Raw genomic sequence first — 22,083 nt, forward strand, 5'->3', positions numbered from 1 at the left:
GTGATTGGTTTTATTTTTTTGTTAGATGAATACTGAACAACTAGGCAACAGTTGCTTCAGTATTGATTTCGCTAATAGGCATTGTAGAGTCCCTAAGGGTTTCATTCACTAATTTCAGGTATTGGTCGGCCAATGCCTCAAGTACCTCGTTTTCAAACAACTGAGGCTGACCTATAAAGAACAGTTCCAACACATCTTGACTTGGCTGTGCCTCTATTTTAAAAGCATAGTCAGAGACGGTGTCCTGTGACAATTTTAATGGCTTGAATGAAAGCTCTCCTACTTTTGATTCTTCAGTATAATAGTTGATGAATGTAAATTGTGTATTGGTCAGTCTTCCTCCTTCTATTTCGTTTTTTTCATTCAATTCACCAAGTAAGTCATCATACTGATAATCCTGATTATCAAAACTATCAAGAACATTAGTCTTAATAGTTTCTACAAAAGAGCTGAAACTGGTTTCCGGGTCTATATTAACCTTTAATGGAAGGACGTTAATAAAAGTCCCCACTACTTTGAAAAGCTCTTGTTTACTCCTACCCAAAGCATCTGTTTCAATAATGATGGTTCTCTCTCCTGATACTTTGTGAAGCAGTAGAAAATAAACTGAAAGCAAATACATAAATTCGGAAACTTCTGCTTTTGCACAGAACGCTTTCATATTGCTATACTGATTTTTATCCAGAACCCGGTCAAAAATCATGGCACTGTTATCCGAATCAACAGTTATGGAGTTATTTGCAGGAAATCGCAGTTGGGGAATATTTCCGTCCAGTTTTTCCAGCCAAAAAGCTCTTTGCTGCTGCAATTGCTCCTTGCGATCTTTCTGCCATTGCGCATAATCTACATAGCGAACGGAAGGTGCTGCTACTGAAAGCCCCTGATATAACTTCATAAAGTCCGTCATGAGTGTATTCAACGCCACTCCGTCGCAGATAATATGGTGAATATCAATGAGCAAAAAGCTCTTCTCCTGACCTAACATTAGATTGAATCTTAGTAGTACCCCTTGCTCCAGATCAAAAGGCTTTACAAATGCATGAAAGGCCTCAAACAAGTTATACCCGGAACTTAAGTTGTTTACTTCTAATGATATACGTGGGTCCTGCCCGATGTACTGCTGCACCACTCCATCGTCATCTAGCTCAAAGTTAGTCCTTAACCCATCGTGTAGCCGAGTGAGTTCAGTTAGGGCTTTTTCAACTTTTACTGCGTCTATATCTCCTTCAATTTCATACGCCATCGGAATGTTGAACAGTGTACTGTCAAAATTCATCAGAGAATGAAAAAACAGTCTTTGCTGGGCTGAAGAAACAGGGTAAAACTCTCTAATACCACAATGTGGGATCTTATCACTGTCTTCTCCTTTCTTACCTTCAATAAGTAGTGCCAGGCTTTGCAACACGCTGTGATCGAAAATAGACCTTAAGTTTAATTTTACTCCGAAAACATTCTGAATTTCTCCCATTAAGTAGACGGCCATAATGGAATGCCCTCCAAGAACAAAGAAATCATCCTGTATGCTTATGTTTTGCTCTTTATGTTGCAGAAGTTTGCTAAAGATCTTTCTTAGGGCTTTTTCAGTTTCAGTCAAAACTCCCTGCTCTGAAGCATCTTTACTAAGTGCATCTTGAGCTGTGGGCAGTTTTTTCCGATTTACTTTTCCATTTTCAGTTACTGGGATTTCATCCAGGCGGAAATAAAAACTTGGCAGCATATAAGCCGGAAGCTCCTGTAACAGGAATTCATTTAAATTTGCCTGGTCTATGTTGTTCTCTGAGACATAGTATGCACAAATATATTTATCATACTTACTTCTTGCATTGGCATGTACTATCACCTGACTTATATCCGGATGCTGCTGCAGCCTTCTTTCAATCTCACCTAACTCTACTCGGTATCCCCTGATTTTCACTTGAGAGTCCTCTCTTCCCATGAACTCCAGGTTTCCGTCCGGATACCAACGTGCCATATCACCGGTATGGTAAAGCTTTTCTCCTTCGTAAAAAGGGCTATCTATAAACCTAGAGGCGCTTAGTTCTGGCTCGTTGAAGTAGCAGGTTGCCAGACAATCCCCACCAATGTACAAGTGCCCTTTGACTCCAATAGGACATAGGTTTAAATCTTTATCTAATACCAGATAGCGGGCGTTTTGGATCGGTTTTCCATAAGGGATACTGCTCCACTCAGTCAAAACTTTTTCTACTTCAAAGTAATTAGACCAAATAGTAGCTTCGGTAGCGCCTCCTAATCCTATGAAACGGTAATTGCTGAACAGGGACTTCATTTTAACGGGCATGGACAGCGGGATCCAGTCACCACTTGAAAAGGAGAGCCTGAGCTTGCTTTTTTGGAGGTGCTCCTTAGGCATAGCTTCAAAAAATGGTATTAACTGCTGTAGCATAGCAGGCGCTGAGTCCCAAAAGGTTACTCCTTCGGAGACCACTATAGATGCAAGCATCTCTGGTGAGGCCAGCTCTTCTTCATTGGCAATTCGTACGGTTGCTCCTTTGGCCAAGCCTCCGAAAAGGTCGTATACAGAGAGATCAAAACTCACCGAACTTACCATAAAGATCACATCGTTTTGGTTGATGTTGTAAGTGTTATTCACCCATTCGATCAGGTTAACCGCAGGGTGATGTTTTACAGCAACACCTTTAGGATTTCCTGTTGATCCGGAGGTAAAGATTACATAAGCCAGGTGATCACTGGTAGTAGTGCCAACCAGGTTCTCTGTGGCGTAATGTGTAAAATCAATTTCATTCTCCTTGCCCTGATTGAGCTGGGTACCCTGAAAACCCTGCTTGGCATCGGGGTTTTCCAAAATGGTTTCAAGGCAAGCTATCTCCTGATCGTCCAAATATCGTTCCCTAAACTCCTGCTGATCGGTAATTAAGATCCGGGATGATACCGTATTTATTATAGTTGCTTTGCGATTCCATGGAAGATATGGTTCAACTGGAATATACTTTCCTCCACTTTTAAGTATCGCCAGCAAAGCAATAACCAGCTCTATGTCTCTTTTCATCACTACTGTGACAGCATCTTCAGCTTCTACTCCCAAACCCCTGAGGTAGTTTGCCATTTGGTTGGAACGTTCATTTAACCATTTATAGGAATATGATTGTCCATTGATAATGATGGCCGTGTGATCCGGCGTATTACACACCTGCTCTTCAAAAAGCTCATGCATAAGCTTTTTGTTACTATAGGGCAGGGAGGTATCATTAAACTGATAAAGGATCTGCTCTCTCTCATTCTTTGTCAATATCTCAATTTCAGAAAGTCGCTTATCAGGATTATACACAAAGTTATTGAGTACTATTTCGAGGTGGCTTCCAACACTGCTAATGGTGTCGTCATCAAAAACACCGGCATCGTAATTAAGACAGATATCGAGTCCGTCGTCCGGGGTAATGATCATCCAAAAATCAAAACTGGTCCTTCCTATAGATTTAACATTGGTGATACTGAAGCTCTCTTCCTGCGTATCTCCTTGTTCAACAGGAAGATTTTGAAAGGCCATAACGTGATTAAAAAGCCCACTTTTAAGTTCTGAAAGGTTTTGGATATCTGACAATGGAAGGTGAAGATGGTCCATCCCTTCCAATGCCTTTTGTTGATTTTTGAGCAACAGTGTGTTAATAGTATCCTCTGCTTCATACCGGACCCTCACAGGAATTGTATTGATAAAAACCCCCATAATATGCTCTACATCCTCAATTTCTGCAGGCCGGCCTGCTACAACAGAACCAAAGACCGCATCGGAGCTATTAGTATACTTTGCCAGTACAATACCCCATGCTGTTTGTATAATGGTATTGACAGATACTCCGGTGAGAGAAGAGAGCTCCTGTATCCGGGCCATATGGTCATGGTTTATGCGTACATGATACTCTTTATAATGCTGCTTTCCATGCACAGCTCCGGCTTTTTGTGGCAATCCTGCAGTATTTTCATAACCCTTCAGATAGTTCTGCCAATAAACAGAAGCTTCCTCTCTATTGAAGGCTTCAAGCCAATCAATAAAGACCCTGTAAGGAGTAGCTCTTTGAAGTTCCAGCATTTCCCCATGAATGGCTGCATGATAAAAAGCCTTAAATTCTTTTACTATCATGGCCATACACCATCCATCAATGAGTATATGGTGATAACTCCAGACTAATTGATACTTGGTGTCTGTACACTTTATCATAGTCAGTCGCATAAGGCTGTCTGAAGAAAGGTCAAAGCCCCGGCTCTCGTCATCTTCAAGAAAACTCTCGAATTTAGCTACTATGTCTTTTTGTTGAATGTCCTGGCTCCAGTCCAAAAATGCAAAATCCGCTTCTTTATGTTTTACAACTACTTGTACCGGTTTATTTAATCCCTCATGCACAAAAAGGGTTCGCAATGCTGTATGCCTGGCTACCACTTTAGAAAATGCTAAAGCGGTTTTCTCTACATTAATGTCACCTTCTACACTGAATTTGACCTGAGAAAAATAGTTAGAACTACTCTCAATCAGCAGCGAGTGGAATAGCATCCCTTCCTGCATGGGTGAAAGTGGGTATATATCTTCTATCTCATATTGCTCCTGTAATTCTGAAATTTTTGCCAATGCCTGTGTATTCAGGTTTTCCAGCCCCTCTCTCTTTAGAATTTGCTCTAATGAAAGTTTAATATTATCATCTCCATATGCAGCGGGCTTATCAACTAAGGTTGTTATGGCAATCTTTTCCTCCAGTACTGAAGCAAACTCTCTTATGGTTTGCCACTTAAAAATATCCCGAACTTTAAAATGGAAACCCTGTTTTCTCAAAAGAGCAACAATACGAATGGATTTTATCGAATCTCCACCTAGTGAAAAGAAATTATCTTTTGCACCAATTTTTTCAATATGGAGCGCTTCTTTCCAGATATCAGCCAACAGTTTCTCCGCAGAAGATATCGGCGGTTCGTAGTGGTTGGCTTCATTCACATCCGGGGCTGGTAATTTTTTCCTGTCAACTTTGCCACTCGTGTTTAGAGGAAAAGTTTCCAGAAACACCATGGCCGTTGGTATCATATAATCTGGCAGGTGTGTCTTTAGGTAATTGCGAAGCTTGTTTTCATCGATGGAAGTATCAGCTGTATAATATGCGGTTAAAAACTGGAGGCTTCCCTTTTTGTATAATATTACATAGGCTTCTTTTACACCTTCATACTGCAACATCCTGGTTTCGATCTCCCCCAGTTCAACTCTGATCCCTCTAATCTTTATCTGATTATCAATACGTCCTAAAAACCGGATATTACCATCAGGAAGCCATTTGGCAAGGTCTCCCGTGCGATAAATACGCTCTCCAGGCATTTCCGGGTTTTCAATAAACTTGACATTAGTGGTATCAGGATCATTGAGGTATTCTCTGGCTAACCCGATACCTGCCACACATAACTCGCCGGGAACCATTTCCGGGCAAAGGTGCATCTGACTATCAAAAATATAGACCTTCCTGTTCGTAATTGGTTTCCCTATATTGGAGGCATCTACTTTCTTACCTACTTTTCCGCAAGTAATTCCTACGGTTACCTCAGAGGGTCCGTAAGTCTGGTAAACATCACAAAACTTCACTATGTTGCTTATGTGAGAATCCACCAAGGCATCTCCCCCCACGATAATAAACCTCACACTGCTTAAGTCCTCCGCATATTCATTGAGTTCATTCAAAATCAAAGGAGAAGTGTTAAGAATGGTTGCCTTTTGCTCCTTTATAGCCTTGATAAGAGCAAATATATCTTTCCCTTTATCAGGCATGATCCTTAGTGAGGCTCCGCTTATAAGCGTGGGAAATATCTCTTCTACAGAGGTATCAAATGCAAGCGATGCTTGTTGGATTGCACTGTCTGCAGAAGTAATTTCAAAGCTATCGCGCGTGCTCAAAGCAAAATCAAGCAACGATCTATGTTCAATCAAAATGCCTTTGGGTTCTCCTGTTGAACCTGAGGTATAAATGCAATAAGCAAGATGGTCTGGTCTGATATCCAACCCTGGATTTTCTGTGCTCTCACTATTCAGAGTTTCCTTCAAGCTATTCAGGTTCACTAACTGAGATGGTGCTATGTCAATTGTAAATGCATCAGAATTAGTAATTACTGCCCTGGCTTCGGAATTATTTATGATTGCCTCCATCCTTCCCGGGTTAAGCTCAGGGTCAATAGGTGTATATCCTGCTCCGGCTTTTTGTATGGCTAGCAGAGGTACTATCATATCAATATCTCTTTCAAGACATACAGCAACTATATCATCAGCCTGTAATTCAAAATTACGTTTTAGAAAATGCGCCAAACGATTAGAACTTTCATTCAGCTCCCGGTAGGTTATCCCTTGATCCTCACAAAAAACCGCCATAGCATCCGGTCGAAGGGCTGCCATTTCTTCAATCATTTTTACCACATTGGTGTCGGGCAGGGCTGTTTCTACTGGGTTGTTGGTAAAGAGGCGCCGCTTATCATCATCATTCAGGAGTTCCGCTTCGTCCATTGAAGTGCCGGAAAGTAGTTGGCTTATCAGATGTTTAAAATATCGTCCATACTGTTCTATGGTCTCCAGCCTAAAAAGAGTTTTATCGTACTCAAACTGAAAGCCCACATTGTTTTCCTGGTCCTGTATGTGCAATGAAAGATCGAACTTAGTGTCTATTTCATTTTCTATGTCAGGCTCCATAGCAATTCCATCAAGCCGTGCGACAGATTGCCTGTAGTTCTGATAGTTAAGCATTACATTGAACCACGTTCCCCGGTTCTCGGATCGCTGAAGACCGAGTTGATTAGCAAGGGACTCAAAATTCACATGCTGGTGTTCAAGAAAATCAAGAAACGAAAGATTTACCCGGGATAAAAACCGGGGAAAGTCCAATTGTTCTTCTGATTCATAGCTGTATATGACTGGTAATGTTTTAACAAACATTCCTATCACTTCTTCCATCTCCTGGTGTTCTCTCCCTGATGTAGTAACTCCAACTACAATATCGTTGTCTCCGGTAAGTTTTCTCAAGAAGAGGTTGAATGCTGCAAGAAAAAAGGTAAACCTGGATACCCTATGATCCTTACAATACAAAGTGATTGTATCGATCATCTCTTGATCGAATGTAAATGAATGAACTCCACCGTTTTTACCAGAGTGAGTCGGACTGAAATCATAGGGAAGGTTCACTTGGGTACTGCGATTTGTAAACAACTCCAGCCAGAATTTTTCGTTCTTCAGGCTCATTTGTCTTACTACTTCGCTGTTTTCCCATTCACTGTAGTCAACAAAGCGATGCATGGAGGCAGGTATGCTATCCCCCATATAATGTTTCATGACGTGATCGATAATAATTTTTTCTGAAGTTCCATCACTAATTATATGATGGGTATCGATCATTAAATAATATTCTTTATCCGAAAGCTCGATAACTCCCACTCTCAGCAGTGGGTGCCGATCGAGTTCAAATGGTCGCACAAAAGATTTTCGCAAACCTTCTACATCTTCCCTCGTCCCCTCAAATCTCTCTATGGCAAAATTGCCTTCAGTATGTATCTGCTGTACAGGATCTCCCTCCACCTCTACAAATGAAGTCCTAAGGATATCATGATCCGAAATTAGTTGTTTAAATGCAAGCTCCAGTTTAGCTACATCCAATGCTCCGTTAACGAAAAAGTACTTGGGCATGTTGAATGCGGTAGACTCGGGGCTTAACTCCTGAAGTACATAAAGCCCGCGTTGAGCATCAGATAAGGGGTAAAAGGGCTTCTTTTCCGCCTGTCGAATACCTTCTTGGCTATCTGAACCCTGAAGGGATTGGTAAAAATCAATGATGGCCGCTTTACGTTCTTTGATGGACTTAATAACAGCCGGATCTGGTTCAAATCCCTTGTCCACTACCAGCTTCAGCTCACCTTCCTGAAAGGATAACTCTATTTGGTGCTTATCTCTAAGGCTATTTATAAATTCAAGTATTTCGTTATTCATTGGATTGTTTTCGTTTTACTGCGCGGGGTATTCAATTCATTAATATCCTCTATTCAACCCCATACGGTACAGAAGGAACATGGTAAGCGCATAAGATCCTAAAAAAGGAATAAGCAGTGTATACCTATTAACAGGCACTATAAGTTCTCTATAAAGTTTACGTGTAAAATAATTTCCCAGGTCACCCAACTTGTGCCATGGGCTGCCCCAGCAGTAAGCCAATGTCAGGCCGGCATTCATATCTACCGGTACTACAGCATGAAACCACTGCGGAGGGATATAAAGAGCATCACCTTCCCTCACTTCCACTATATAGGAATTAAACTTTAAATATGAATCAAGCTTTTTCCCTTCCAGTTGCCTTTCATTCTCAAGAAAGTCAATAGTCCTCTCCGGATCTGGAAGATCACTGGACAATAGCATGACCTTCTTGGATCCTACAACTTGTGTCATAAGAGTCTCGTCCGCCTTGTGGTAGTGCCATGCTGTTGATGCTCCTCGATACAGAAAAAACCTTTTCTCTGAATAGTTTCTGGGCTTAGGTGGATTTGGTAAAAATGTAAAGCCAGCAATATCAGCATTCAAGGGCTGATAATAACTATTGGGATGTATTTCTTCAGCCGGAATACTAAGAATAGAAGTTCCCTGACTAAAGATCTCATCTATGGCTTCATGAAAACTTTTTTTCTCTCTGCCTGAGTTCTGTCTTTCACTGTCATTGAAATTTCTATGATTGGAAACGTAAAGGTCAAAGTTCTTTATAGCAGATTTCCAAAAGTCTGTTTTTCCCCATTTTTCCGAAGCCGGCCAATGTTTACAAGCCCCCCGAATAACGCACGGATTGTTTTTGTTCACCCATTGCTCGTAAAAAATTTTCTGGTTAAGGTCTGCTGCATTGACTTCTGTAACTTCCCCGGCGTTCTCTAATCCAGGAATCACTGAAAAGAGTTCTTTTTCTAGGTCTGTGGAAAGCATAGCTCGGATATTTGTTAGTTATAAACTTGTGTGTATTTAAATTAGATTTATCGGGACAACTGTCTGAGTATTCAGGATGACTTAAAAAGCTTGTGTAAATAATATGCCGAAACTGAATAACAGAAAATAAGTGGCATTAAAAACGTATAAAGTCCTACCGGCCATATTACCTGCTTATACATTCTACGAACCAGATAATTCGATACCTCTCCATATTTTCTGAGATGGTTTGCCCAACAGTAAGCAATCGTAACTCCAACATCACTTTGTGTCGGAACAACTGCATGAAACCAGTTAATAGGTATATATAGTGCATCACCCTCCTTTACACTAACCACAAATGATTCAAATTTAAGGTTAGGGTCCAGTTTTTCGCCATAAGTATATCTCTCATCATTGAGAAAGTTGGTGACATAATCCGCTTTTGGCAAATCGGCAGAAATCAGAGCCACGTCTTTGTCGCCATTTACCTGACACATCAACGTTTCGTCACAATCATGATAGTGCCATCCGGTAGAAGCATTTTTATAGAGGAAAAAGCGACATGCAGGAAACCCACGGGGTTTCTCCGGATCCGGCAAAAACTTAAAGCCTTTCATATCATCCAATAATTTCGGATAAGCCGAATTTTCTGAGATCACCTCTGAGGGAATACTCCACACATGATCATCAGACGAGGTAAAAAGCATCTCCATGGCTTCCCGGAAGGGCACACGTTTGGTGTGCTCTACTTGCCGCTCTCGTTTGTTGTAGTTACGGTTTGGGTTAATATCAATATGATAATCAGAAGAAGTCACCGATTGCCAATATTCTTTACTCTTCCATTTGTCAACGGCCGGCCAGTGCTTAACGGCTCCTCTGATAATACATGGGCGGTTCTTATCTACCCAGTTTCTTTTAAATTCTTCAGGACTAAGGCTCTCCGCATCAAATTCTGTCAATGTCGCTGCATTTTCAATTCCAGGAATGGCTCCGAAAATGTCCCTTTTTACTTTATTCAAATACATATTACTCATTTTATATGCTTATTACTTCTTTCGTTTCTGAATCGGCAACCTTTTGAAATGCACTTAGATATGATCTCAAATTCCGAACTGTGAGTCCTTTGAAAAGATATTTTAATGGAATCTCAACACCGAATTCCCGTTTAAGAGAACTTCGTAACGTCATCAGTTTAATCGAATGGCCTCCAAGCTCAAAGAAATCCATAGTAACACTGATGTTCTCTTTGGGCAGCTCTAACAGTGATGACCATAGGACCACTAGCTTCTCTTCTATTTCATCTTCAGGAGCCACATAATCCTTTGTCAATATGGTGAATTCAGGCAGTTCTCTCTTGTTTAGCTTACCGTTGCGGGTCAAAGGCAGAGCTTCCATATGCACATAAAATTCAGGAATCATGTAATCAGGCAAGAACCCTTTTAGATGACTTTTCAAAAGGGTAGTTTCATGGGCCTGATCTGAAACATAGTAAGCTACAAGATACTGTTCCTTACCACGCTGACGCAGAAGCACTACGGATTCCCGGATGCTTTCGTAGTTATCCAGGACGTTGGATATCTCTCCAAGTTCAATGCGGTAACCGCGCAATTTCACCTGATCATCAATACGTCCCAGGTATTCCAAATTTCCACTCGGCATCCAGCGAGCCAAATCACCTGTCCTATATAATTTGCCGGGTCTTCCAAAACGGTTCTCCACAAATTTCTCCGTATTGAGTTGTGGCCTGTTTAAATACCCCTCGGCAACCTGTACTCCTCCTATACACAACTCTCCTATACTTCCCTGAGGCAACAGCCTGCCATAAACATCAACAATATAAATATCAGTATTGGCCACGGGCTTACCAATGCTTACCACCTTACCTTCATAATCTCTAAGATTTAGAGCTGTCACATCAATTGCCGCCTCTGTAGGACCATAATAATTCCGTAGATTAATATGAGGAAACAAGGCCTTAAACTGGTTTACTGTACTTGACTTTAAAGCTTCTCCGCTACAGATAACATCCTGAAGAGTAGTGAAATGTTTAGCTTGTTCTTCCTTGATGCCTGATAGGAATACTGACAGCATTGAAGGAACAAAATGTATCACACTCACATGGTTCTTCTTTATTAACTCATATAGATATTCCTGATCCTTATGCCCCTGAGGTCGGGCGATAGTCATGGTGCTACCAGTAATTAGTGGCAAGAGCAATTCCCAGACTGAAACATCAAATACAACAGGTGTTTTTTGTATAAACACACTGCCCTTTTGAATATTCAGGTCATCCTGCATCCATAACAATCTATTCATTATACCTCGGTGGGTATTCATTACACCTTTCGGTTTACCTGTAGATCCTGAAGTATAGATGATATAAGCCACCGAATCTGCATCAACATCAAATCCCGGATTTTTATCACTCTCCGAATCAAGGTTATTCCTGTCAGGGTCAATAACAGTAAGGTTGCCGAATTTCGCAAAACGTTCATTGTTCGTTTTAGATACTAGTGCTACCGATGCATCAATCTCTTGCAATATGACATTGATCCTTGAGTCCGGGAACGTTTCATCGAGAGGAACATACACTGCGCCGGACTTTAAAATGGCCAGAATGGAAACGATCAAATCAAAAGAGCGGTCTACACAAACAGGAACCTTTGCTCCCTTTCCTCCTGCAGCAAGCAACACGTTGGCAAGTAGGTTTGCCTGTTCATTTAATGCTCTATAAGTAAGTTCCTCTCCTTCAAAACGCAGGGCAACAGCGTTAGGCGTATGAGCAGCATGTTCTTCAAAACGTGCTATTACCGACTTATCAAGGTCATACTCAACTTCAAAGCCTCTTGATAATTCAAGCACATGCTGCAGCTCAATTTCATCCAATAGGTTAACCTCACTTATTTTTTGAGACGGACGATCAATTGATAGCATTAAAACTCTCAAAAAATGATCTCTAAGTGTTTCAAGGCTTTCATTAGTGAATTTTGACGTATCATAAGTAAACTTAAACTCAAGCGCATCAGCAGGAAGCACTGTTAGTGCAAAATCATAATTCGTTTCCTCATAAACTGCAGGATCCTTCAATTCAAAACCTGTTTGATCATCGGAATGCACGCTGGTTTGGAAAGGATAGTTTTCAAACACAACCAAATGATCTAATTGAAAGCCATTGCCGACCCGGGTTTGTATTTCGGCTAATTGCACATAGTGATGATCCGTAGACTGAATAAAAAATTGCTGATTTCTACGTATTACATCTGAAAATGTATCGCTTTCGTCATAAGAGACACGCACAGGAATGGTATTAATGAAAAGACCTACCATTTGCTCTACTCCCGGTACTTCTGAAGGTCTTCCTGATACTACCGCCCCAAATGCCAAGTCATTTGTATTTTGAAGCAGGCCTAGGCTTATTCCCCATAAAGTTTGAATAAAGTTACTTTCGGTAACTCCGGTCTGACCACACACTTGCCTCAATTGAGCCGTTTTTTCCTCATCAAGAGTAAAATGGATATTTTGTTTTGGATGATGTCCTACCTGTTCGTTGTCCGAATCTTCTATTTTTCCTGGTATTTCTGTATTTGACTCTAATCCACTAAGGTATTCTGACCAGAAGTTCAGCGATTTTGCAGTATCCCTGTCACCCAACCACTGTAGATAGGAGTCATATGCAGGTGCCGCAGGAAGATTAAGCTCATATTTATGGATCGAAGCCTTGTAGATATCCAGAAACTCATTTACAATAAGTCCCATGCACCATCCATCCATAATTATATGGTGATGACTCCAAAGTATTTGGTACTCGCTTTCCCCGGTATGAAATACGCTAATACGGAAAAGGGCACCTTGATCTAGTCTAAATTTATTATTAGCGTCTTTTTTTCTATACTCTTCTAATAAAACAGTTTTGTCCCCTGTTGCACAAATATCTCTCAGGTCATAATAAGTTACAGGGAGTTCACCTTTTGCCAATACCACCTGAACAGGGTCTGAAACCATATCTTCTAAAAAGATACTGCGAAGTACCGGGTGCCTTTTCATGATTAGCTCAAAGCTCTCTTCCAGAATAGCCATATCCAATGCTCCATGAATTCGGCAAGTAGTCTGTTGAAAGTAACTGTTTACATCTGGCTCCATTACCCAATGAAAGTGTATTCCTTTTTGTAAAGGAGTCAAAGGGTACACATCTTCCGGTTCAAAATCCGCCTCGAGCTTTCTTAGTGTTTCCTGATCAAGTTTATTATATACGAGGTCCGAAGGACTTAATGTCCTGTCTTTTCTTTCCGTACAATATGCAGAAATAGACTCGAGCCAATTGCTGAACGATCTAAGAAAATGTATAGCAGTATCCTCACCCAAAGAGGTGGAATCTGAAATCAAAGTAAATTCAAGGCAACCATCAACTACTATGGCAGAAATATCAAGGTCATAAAATCGTCTCGAATGAGCATCTGTATCAAAAGAATCTGTTTGAGGCAATATGCGAAAATGATTGGTCTGGTTAACTGTATCAAACTGTCCGAGATAATTAAAACTTACGCTACTAACACTGGCCTGCTTAAGAGACCCTTCAATATATCTACCTAAAAGATAGTCTATACCCTCATTGGGTACTGCACGAAGAGATTCCTTGGTTCTTTGAATACTTTCAGCAAGGTTTTCTTCTTTTCCTTCCAGAATGACGGGGTAAAAGGTGGTAAACCAGCCTATGGTATCCTGTACATTGCAGTCTATTACCGGGCTTCTTCCATGATTTTCAAGGTCAACCGTTAGAGAGTCCGTGTTAAAAACCTCCTGAAAGGCCAGCTTTAATGCAGTAAGTAATAGATCATTTATTCTTGTATTAAAAGGTTTGTTGGCCTCGGTGAGTAGAATTTCAGTAGCTCTGACATCCATTTTTCTGGTCGTAGTCATCCTTGACCCAAACAGGTTTTTACCTGATGCAAAACCAAAATTTTGATTCGCCCCTTCATGGTCTTCCAAAAACTTCTTCCAGTAGCTTATACCATCACGGTACATACTTTTCCCCATATATTCCTGCAAACGGTGAACCCAAGCCTGAAAGGAAGCTGTTTTCGACGGCAGGTTAAGTTCCTCTCCTGCCTCGTACTGATGAATTAAGGTTTCCAGATCGTTAAATAATATTCTCCAGGATACGCCATCAACCAGCAAGTGATGTAATGTGAAAAACAGGTGACTTCCTGTAGTTAGCCGGAATAATACCGTACGGAACAACAACCCTTCACCAAATTGAAGGGAACTTTGAGTCTGCTGAATGATTTCCTGAATCTTCTTCTGGGGTTCATCCTCTGCTCTCAAATCATATTCCTGTATTTTAGGTGTATTGGCGTCGGAAGCAATATACTGTTTTGGCGGCTGACCTTCAGTATTGAACTGTACTTTCAGTATATCATGTCTTTTCACTAGTACCCGAAACAATTCATCAAGCATCTCCGCTTTGGTGCCTTCGGGAAACTCGAGCATCACAGATTGATTAAAATGCTCTTTATTTGCGTATGCACTGGAAAAAAACCATGCTTGTATAGGACTCAAAGGTATTTCTCCTACTACATCATCTTGCTCTTCCTGAGCTTCACTGCGAGCAATATGTCTAGCCAACTCAGCTATTGTTTGGTATGTAAAAATATCTTTGATACCTACCTCATACCCTTGCTGCCTGAGTTTGGAACTAATTTGAATCGATTTGATGGAGTCTCCTCCTATCATGAAAAAGTTATCTCTTATTCCAATTTTTTGTTTTTGCAATACTTCTTTCCAAACGGATACCAACAGCTGTTCTTCGGGAGTTACCGCTTCTTCGAAAGGAACCTGTTGTTCAATTTTATGGGTTTTCAACTCAGCCCTGTCTATTTTTCCATTGACAGTAATAGGTATATGCTCTAAACGAATATAATTATCTGGAACCATATAGGCCGGGAGTTTTTCCTGAGCTGTATTATGCAAAGCTGAAGCCATATCCTGCTCACTATCTGACGTATAAAAAGCCGCCAAATTCTTATTAACCACTTCAACCACGACCTGTTGTACACCCTCTTGCTGCTGCAAGATATTTTCGATCTCTTCCAGTTCGATACGGTACCCTCTCACTTTTACCTGAGTATCCTTTCGCCCTTTGAAAATAATATTTCCATCTGATAGCCTTATGGCAAGGTCTCCCGTACGGTACATCCTTTCACCGGGTTCAAATGGGTTCGGAACAAAGCTGGAAGCAGTAATTTCCTTTTTATTCAAGTACCCTCTCGATAACCCGGGTCCTGAAATGCACAACTCGCCAACAACTCCAGGGGGTTGCAACTGAAAGTCATCAGAAAGTACATATAGTTTCATATTGCCTACCGGTTTACCAATTGGCACGATACGCGGAATATCACCTGTATACATGGAGGCACAAACACTAGCTTCAGTTGGTCCATATGAATTGTAATACCTTCCCCTCTTTGAAAACTCCACGGCCTCCTCATAAGGAGCCTCTTCTCCACCGGTAATTAGCGTTTTGAGACTCTGAATTTCAGAAAGATCAAGCATCTTAACATAGGCCGGCGGAAGCGAGGCAATAGTGACCTTGTGTTCCTTAAGGAAATTGGTAAAGCTGGCAACATCTTTCTTCTCAGCATCGCTCACCATATGAAGTGTAGCCCCACATAACAAGGTATTAAAGATGTCCCACATAGAAACGTCAAATGACTGATTGGCAAACTGCAAACTTTGATCTGTTTCTTTAATTACACCATCTGCAATTTGTGAACATACTGTATTGATAATACTGCGATGTTCAATCATAACGCCTTTTGGCTGGCCGGTTGACCCGGACGTATAAATAATATAGGCAAGGGTTGAAGATGAAAAAACCGGAGCATTAAAGTCCTTGGAAATTTCTGGTGCCTTAGCTCTGAATGTCTCAAGAACGTTATAGTCTATCAACAAGCTACATGCACTATCCTGTTTTATATATAAAATCCTCTCTTCAGGAAAATCAGGGTCTATGGGTATATATGTTGCTCCCAGCTTAAGGATTGCCAATAAGGTAACGATGAGCCATTCATCACGTTCTACCATAACTCCCAGCATATCCTGCTCCCCTATGTTGTATTCACTCTTTAAAAAGGATGCCAGTTGATTTGAAAGTACATCGAGTTCGCTGTATGAAAGTTCAGCATTTCTTGTAACAACTGCAGCTTTATCAGGCACTCGAATTGCCTGCTCTTTGAAGAGTATCGGCAAAGTTTTATCCAGCGGTAAGTCTATTCTTGAATTATTCCAGGTATAAAGCAGCTTGTTTCTTTCAGCTTCACTCAGGATAGGAATATCCGAAATGGTAATCTCGTTATTTTGTGTAACCGCCTGAAAAATATTTTTAAAATAGGTTGCAAAGTTTGAGATAGAAGACTCCTTAAATAGTGCTGGGGCATATATAAAGTTACAACTTAGAGAATCTTCACTCTCCAGAATGGAAAGTGTCAGGTTAAAACGTGATACAATATGGGCACTTTGCTCATTAATAAATACCTCCTCTGAAGTTGTTTCAACCTGGCCTTCTCTTCCGTCACGATAAACCAGTATGCAATCAAATAAAGGATTGTTGCGTCCAGGATCTCTCTCTAACTGTAATGCATCTATCAAATCCTCCAAAGGGTAATCCTGATTCTCGATACAAGCCAGTGTATTTTCCGTTACCTTCCTGAAGTACTCATTAAAACTACCTCCTGCATCAATCTGGTTACGGATGGCCAATGTACGTACAAACATCCCTATGACCTTTTCCAACTCGGTATCGGGCCGGCCGGTTATAGGAGTTCCTACTACAATATCTTTCTGATTGGAAAGGCGGCCAAGCAATAAAGTATAACAGGCCATTAGTAGGTTGAAACAGCTACCAGAACCTGCTATTGTCTTGTAAAATGGTTCTGATTTGGGTATTTCGAAAGTAAACAGTGCTCCCTCATCACCTATAGCTGAAGTCCTGTCAAAGTCAGTTGGCAGCTCCATTGAGGCAATTTCCTCACTGAACTTATCAAGCCAGAAGGCCTTCTGTTTTTCAAGCCTGTCTTTATATTGTTCAGAGCATTGCCACTCCGCATAGTCTTTATAAGTAAGACTAAGCCCAGCAACCTCACTCCCTTTATATAATACACTCAGCTCATTGAACAATATCTCTTTGGAGACCCCATCTACCACAATATGGTGAGTATCCAGCAAAATATACTGCGCATCGTCTGTATTTATAACTCCTGCTCTTAGCAATGGTGCCTTACTGAGATCAAAGGGTTTTACAAATTTCTCCACCGTTGCTTCCAAATCGCCCTGAAACTCCAAAGTTTCTACCGGTACAGCGTATGAATCGATAATTTCCTGGTAGATAGTGCCTTCTACATTACTGAATTGCGTTCTCAAGCTTTCCTGATGCCTTACCAATTCATTCAATGCACTTTGGAATTTATCAATATCTATGCTTTCCGTCGCTCTTAAAATGAACGTTTCGTTATACGCAATACTCTGTGGATTGAAGGATTGCAGGAAGTAAAGTCTCAACTGTTCAGACGAAGTATGGTACAACAGTTTTTCTTCACTCTTTTCAATCAGCCCTGTGCGATTATCATTCACTGACAATGTCTTTAAACTCTCAGCTAATTCTTTAATCGTAGGATTCCTGTAAATGTCGCTAATTGATAATGAAACTCCCAAGTGCTTGTTGATACGGGCAACCAGTGACATTGCTTTTAAAGAATCTCCACCCAATTCAAAAAAGTCATCTTTCACAGAAACCTGTTTTCCAAAAAAAGCTTCATAAACTTCGGTAAGGGCCTCTACCGGGTTATGCTCTTTAGACAACGTTTTTACTTCCTCTCCACTTGCAGTCTCTCTGGTTTTCAAATATTGCTCTCTGCTATTTTCGAGGGCTTTGCCAATATCCCCTTTGTAAATGGTAAAAGCAGTGTATGGTTGCGCTATACAATGGTAAAAAACGGCAACCCCTTCCTGTGGACTTATACCATGAACTATCTGGGCATTTATATCTTCTGAATCTGTCGTATCTAATGTTTTACTATTCACCTTGTACGACATCCCTACATCAAACCAGTCACACCAGTTAATTGCAAGTGCTTTAACTCCGTATTTTTCACGGAGGTATGGAGCATAGTGTTCTACAAATTCATTTGAGGCATTATAGGCTACCTGACCAAATTTAATATGGTACAGGACATTACCAATTGATGAGAACAATACAACCAGATTAATTTTGCTAATATCAAGGTATTGCTCAAATAACAACAGACCATGTACTTTGGATTGCAATGGCAAGATCATATCTTCCATATCTCTATTCCTGATAATACCTCCATGATCCACCTCTCCTGCAGCCCAAATAAGACCGTCCAAGTCAGAATAGTCCTCCATCAGCCATCTACAAAACTGCTTCACGGCTTCTTCATCTGACACATCCAGTTGATAAAGCGTAACCGTTGCTCCAAATGACTCCATTTCCTGAAGTTCCTTTATTTTGGTTTTCAGGTCATCATCGTCAGAAGAGGCCAATACCTGATCCCATTGCTCCCTCTCCGGGAAGGGGGATCGATGGGTAAGTATTAGATTAGCCTGATGGTTCATGGCCAGGCTCCTTGAAACAGAAAGGCCCATACCTCCAAAGCCTCCAATTACCAAATAAGCCCCTCCTTTACGAATCGGTGTTTCTCCTGCTGAGACCTCCGATGCGGGTATAGACTCCAAAAATGGCTTCCACTGCTGCATCCAGCGGTATGCTGTAAGTGGAGATGAACCAAAATCTTCAGCCTGTAACTGTTTGATCGATGGGTCGCAATAAAGTAAAGCTTCTTCTTTTGATGAAAATGGATATGGCAAATCCACAACCTCTACCAAAAGATTCGGAAGTTCCGAAGGAGCAATCTTTGCTACAGATAGCAACATAGCCTTTAAAGGGTCTATAGTCTCACCAGGAACTATGCGTGCAATGTGGTTTGTAAAAACCGTCAGTTTGACTTCTTCTCGGATAGTTGAATGGGCTAGCGATTTAACTATCATCGCAAGTCCAACATACCCTGTGGACAGTTCACGATGAATCCCTTCATATTCAACTATAGGTGCCTTTCCTTTTAATGAGGCATGATACAGTATATGGTGCGGAGTTCCATAGGTCTCTTGTACTGACTTCCATAGGGTACTTAGCATATCCGTATCAGAATAGTTAATGGTATAGCTTTCTGCACCCTGCTTAATAAATGAGTCTCCATAACTCACAGTAACTACCTGATGGCCTTGCTCCCTTAAATTATTTATGATAAGCTCACTATAGGTCTCTTCTCCACAAAACACCAAGTAATTAGACTTCTGCTGGCTAACTCCTACCTGAGAAAATTCCATATTCCGGGCTTGCTTCCAATTGGTGTGGTACAGGTACTCTGTCGTATCATTGGTTTCCTCAGCTACCAGCCCTGCAAAGCTGTTGCTCAGGAGCAATTCCAGGTTAAAGTTGGTGGTAAATATGTTTTTTTCAAATGCATAAGTGGGTAACGCCAATCGCCTTCTTTTACCTTCTTCACTGAAAAACATCTGCCAGTCCACCGAAACACCATACTCCCAGAATTTCCCAACACGTTCCAGCAAATACCTCTGATCATTAACCTCCTGCTTTCTGTGTTTTACCAAGCTGATAGCTTTGTGCTGTTCCGCTTCTTCAAAAATTGCCTCAGCATAGTTAGCCAGTGTTCTCCCAGGCCCAACCTCAATAAATATGCTTTCCCTCATTTGCCTCAGCGTCCGCATTCCTTTTTCAAACTGTACAGTTGATCTCAGGTGCGAACTCCAATATTTAGGATCATTGCTCATTTCGGGAGTTATCAACTCACCGGTCACATTAGATACAAACGGAATTGATGGAAGGCCGAAGTTTACATTGTTAAACTCTGATTCGAATACGTCTAAAACTTCATCCATCAAAGATGAATGGAAAGCCTTGGAAGTCTTCACCCGCTTTGTTTCAAACCCCAGAGCAATAAAATGTTGATTTATAGCATCAATTTCTTTGGCGTTCCCTGCCAAAACGAATGAATTAGTAGTATTGATTACGGCTATTTCAACTCCTGAGAATGCGTGTATTTCTTGTTTCAAAAGCTCCTCATGAATACCTTCTACACTCAACATGCCACCATCAGCACATTGGCTCATCAAATAACCGCGTTTCACTACCAACCGAATGGCATCCTCAAGTTTAAAAACACCGGAAATGCAAGCCGCCACATATTCTCCAATACTGTGGCCTATCATATAATCAGGTTTTATGCCCCATGACATTATGAGCTTCGCCAGGGCATACTCCACACTGAACAAAATAGGTTGTGTGTATTGTGTCTGATGAATTTTCTCTTCCGGATCATCAGAAAATAAAATATTCTCAAAGTTCAGGCCCGCAATGGACTCTGCCACTTTCAGGCAGGAATTAAGTGTATGTCTAAACACGGGTTCAGATACATATAAGCCTTTACACATACTAAAATACTGTGCCCCTTGTCCCGAGAACATAAATACAGTGTGACGCAACGTGTCTCCTGCAATGTTATATGTTTTTTGATCTTCAGCATCCCGGAGTTGTTTCACTGCTTCATCAACACCTTCCACCACAAAGGTTTTACGTAACTTCATGGCTTTTCTTCCTGTTAGCAGGGTATAACTCACATCAGCTAGGTTGATCCCGGAGGTATTCTTAAGTTTATCGGCCAAACGGTCGCAATTGCTCTTTAAAGAATTGTCTGTCTCGGCCGAAACAGGTAGTAAGTAATATGGCCTTCTTCCTGCCGGGCTTGCCCCCACAGCAGGTGCTTCTTCCAACACAATATGTGCGTTGGTTCCCCCAATACCAAAAGAGCTAACGCCAGCTCTGAGTACTCCAGCTGATGGTTTCCAATCCTGTAATGTATTGTTGACATGAAAGCCGGCAGACTCCATATCAATTAAGGGATTGGGTTCTTTAAAATGTAATGTGGGCGGTAGCTGCCTATTTTTAATGCATAAAACGGCCTTTATGAGCCCTGCGACTCCTGCTGCCGAATCCAAATGCCCAATATTGGACTTCAATGCACCCAGTACCAACGGATTGTTCTTTCGTGCACCAAAGGCATAGGATAATGCCTGTACTTCTACAGGATCTCCCAACTCTGTCGCCGTACCGTGGGTTTCAATATAACTGATGCTTTGTGAGTCTACTCTAGCCAAACGCTGAGCTCGTAAAATAGCATCCGCCTGACCTTTTACGCTGGGGGCCGTAAACCCTACTTTATTGTCTCCATCATTATTGATAGCAGACCCTTTTATGATCGCATAGATATTATCATTGTCCTCAATGGCTTGTTTTAGTTTCTTTAGCACAACAACTCCTACCCCTTCGCCTCCTACTGTTCCATTGGCATCTTTATCAAATGGACGGCACTTACCATCTGCAGAATGGATCATTCCTTTCTGATACCGGTATCCTTTATGTGAATAGTGTTTAATATTAACGCCACCCGCCATAGCCATATCACATTCTCCCAAAAGCAGGCTACTGCACGCTTCATGAACAGCCACAAGGGATGAAGAACAAGCTGTCTGAATAAAGACAGCAGGACCCTTTAGATTTAAATTATATGCAATTCTTGAACTTAAAAATGTGATATCCCGCAAATGTGAGCTGGTAAAACCATCAATCAACCCCTCTCTATTCTTCACTTCGGCGTTCAATATCCACGGGGTGTTGACAGAACCCGTTGAGAACACTCCCACTTTTTTATTCATCCTTCCGATATCACCATAGCCACTATCCTCTATCGCTTCCCAACTACACTCATGAAAGGCTCTGATTTGTGGATCCATAAGCTCGGCTTCATCTGGCAAGTACCCAAAAAATGCAGCATCAAAACTGGCTTTGTTTTCCAGGTATGCATTAGCTTTCACATAATCAGGTCGAGCCATCTCTTCCCTACTCACGCCTTCCTGAAGAAGGTCCTTATCATCAAGCTCCTTTATACCACTAACTCCGGATTTTAAATTTTCCCAAAATGTGGTAATATTTTCCGCCCCGGGAAACCTCCCGCTTATACCTATTATTGCGATTTCCAGGCCTGTATATTTTTCACTCATAA

Annotated in this window: 4 protein-coding genes; all 4 read right to left on the minus strand. The window is 41.2% G+C overall.

The features are described 5' to 3' along the window. Nucleotides 1–40: 40 nt before the first annotated feature. The 4 genes from JMN32_RS25065 to JMN32_RS25080 all read right to left on the minus strand — a co-directional run bounded on the left by JMN32_RS25065 (nucleotide 41) and on the right by JMN32_RS25080 (nucleotide 22,081). The gene (locus tag JMN32_RS25065; RefSeq protein ID WP_202859158.1) at nucleotides 41–7,972 is read right to left on the minus strand and encodes a non-ribosomal peptide synthetase; all 7,932 of its coding nucleotides are present in this window, start codon (nucleotides 7,970–7,972) and stop codon (nucleotides 41–43) included. A 39-nt stretch (nucleotides 7,973–8,011) separates the two neighbouring features. After that, nucleotides 8,012–8,947, minus strand: coding sequence for a cupin-like domain-containing protein (locus tag JMN32_RS25070; protein ID WP_202859159.1), 936 nt, complete (start codon nucleotides 8,945–8,947; stop codon nucleotides 8,012–8,014). A 71-nt stretch (nucleotides 8,948–9,018) separates the two neighbouring features. After that, on the minus strand, nucleotides 9,019–9,954 hold the full coding sequence (locus tag JMN32_RS25075) for a cupin-like domain-containing protein (protein WP_202859160.1): 936 nt from the start codon (nucleotides 9,952–9,954) through the stop codon (nucleotides 9,019–9,021). A gap of 10 nt (nucleotides 9,955–9,964) precedes the next feature. Then, the gene (locus JMN32_RS25080) at nucleotides 9,965–22,081 is read right to left on the minus strand and encodes a non-ribosomal peptide synthetase/type I polyketide synthase (RefSeq protein WP_202859161.1); all 12,117 of its coding nucleotides are present in this window, start codon (nucleotides 22,079–22,081) and stop codon (nucleotides 9,965–9,967) included. Nucleotides 22,082–22,083 lie beyond the last annotated feature (2 nt).

The sequence above is a fragment of the Fulvivirga marina genome, assembly GCF_016775155.1.
In the GTDB taxonomy this organism is placed as follows: domain Bacteria; phylum Bacteroidota; class Bacteroidia; order Cytophagales; family Cyclobacteriaceae; genus Fulvivirga; species Fulvivirga marina.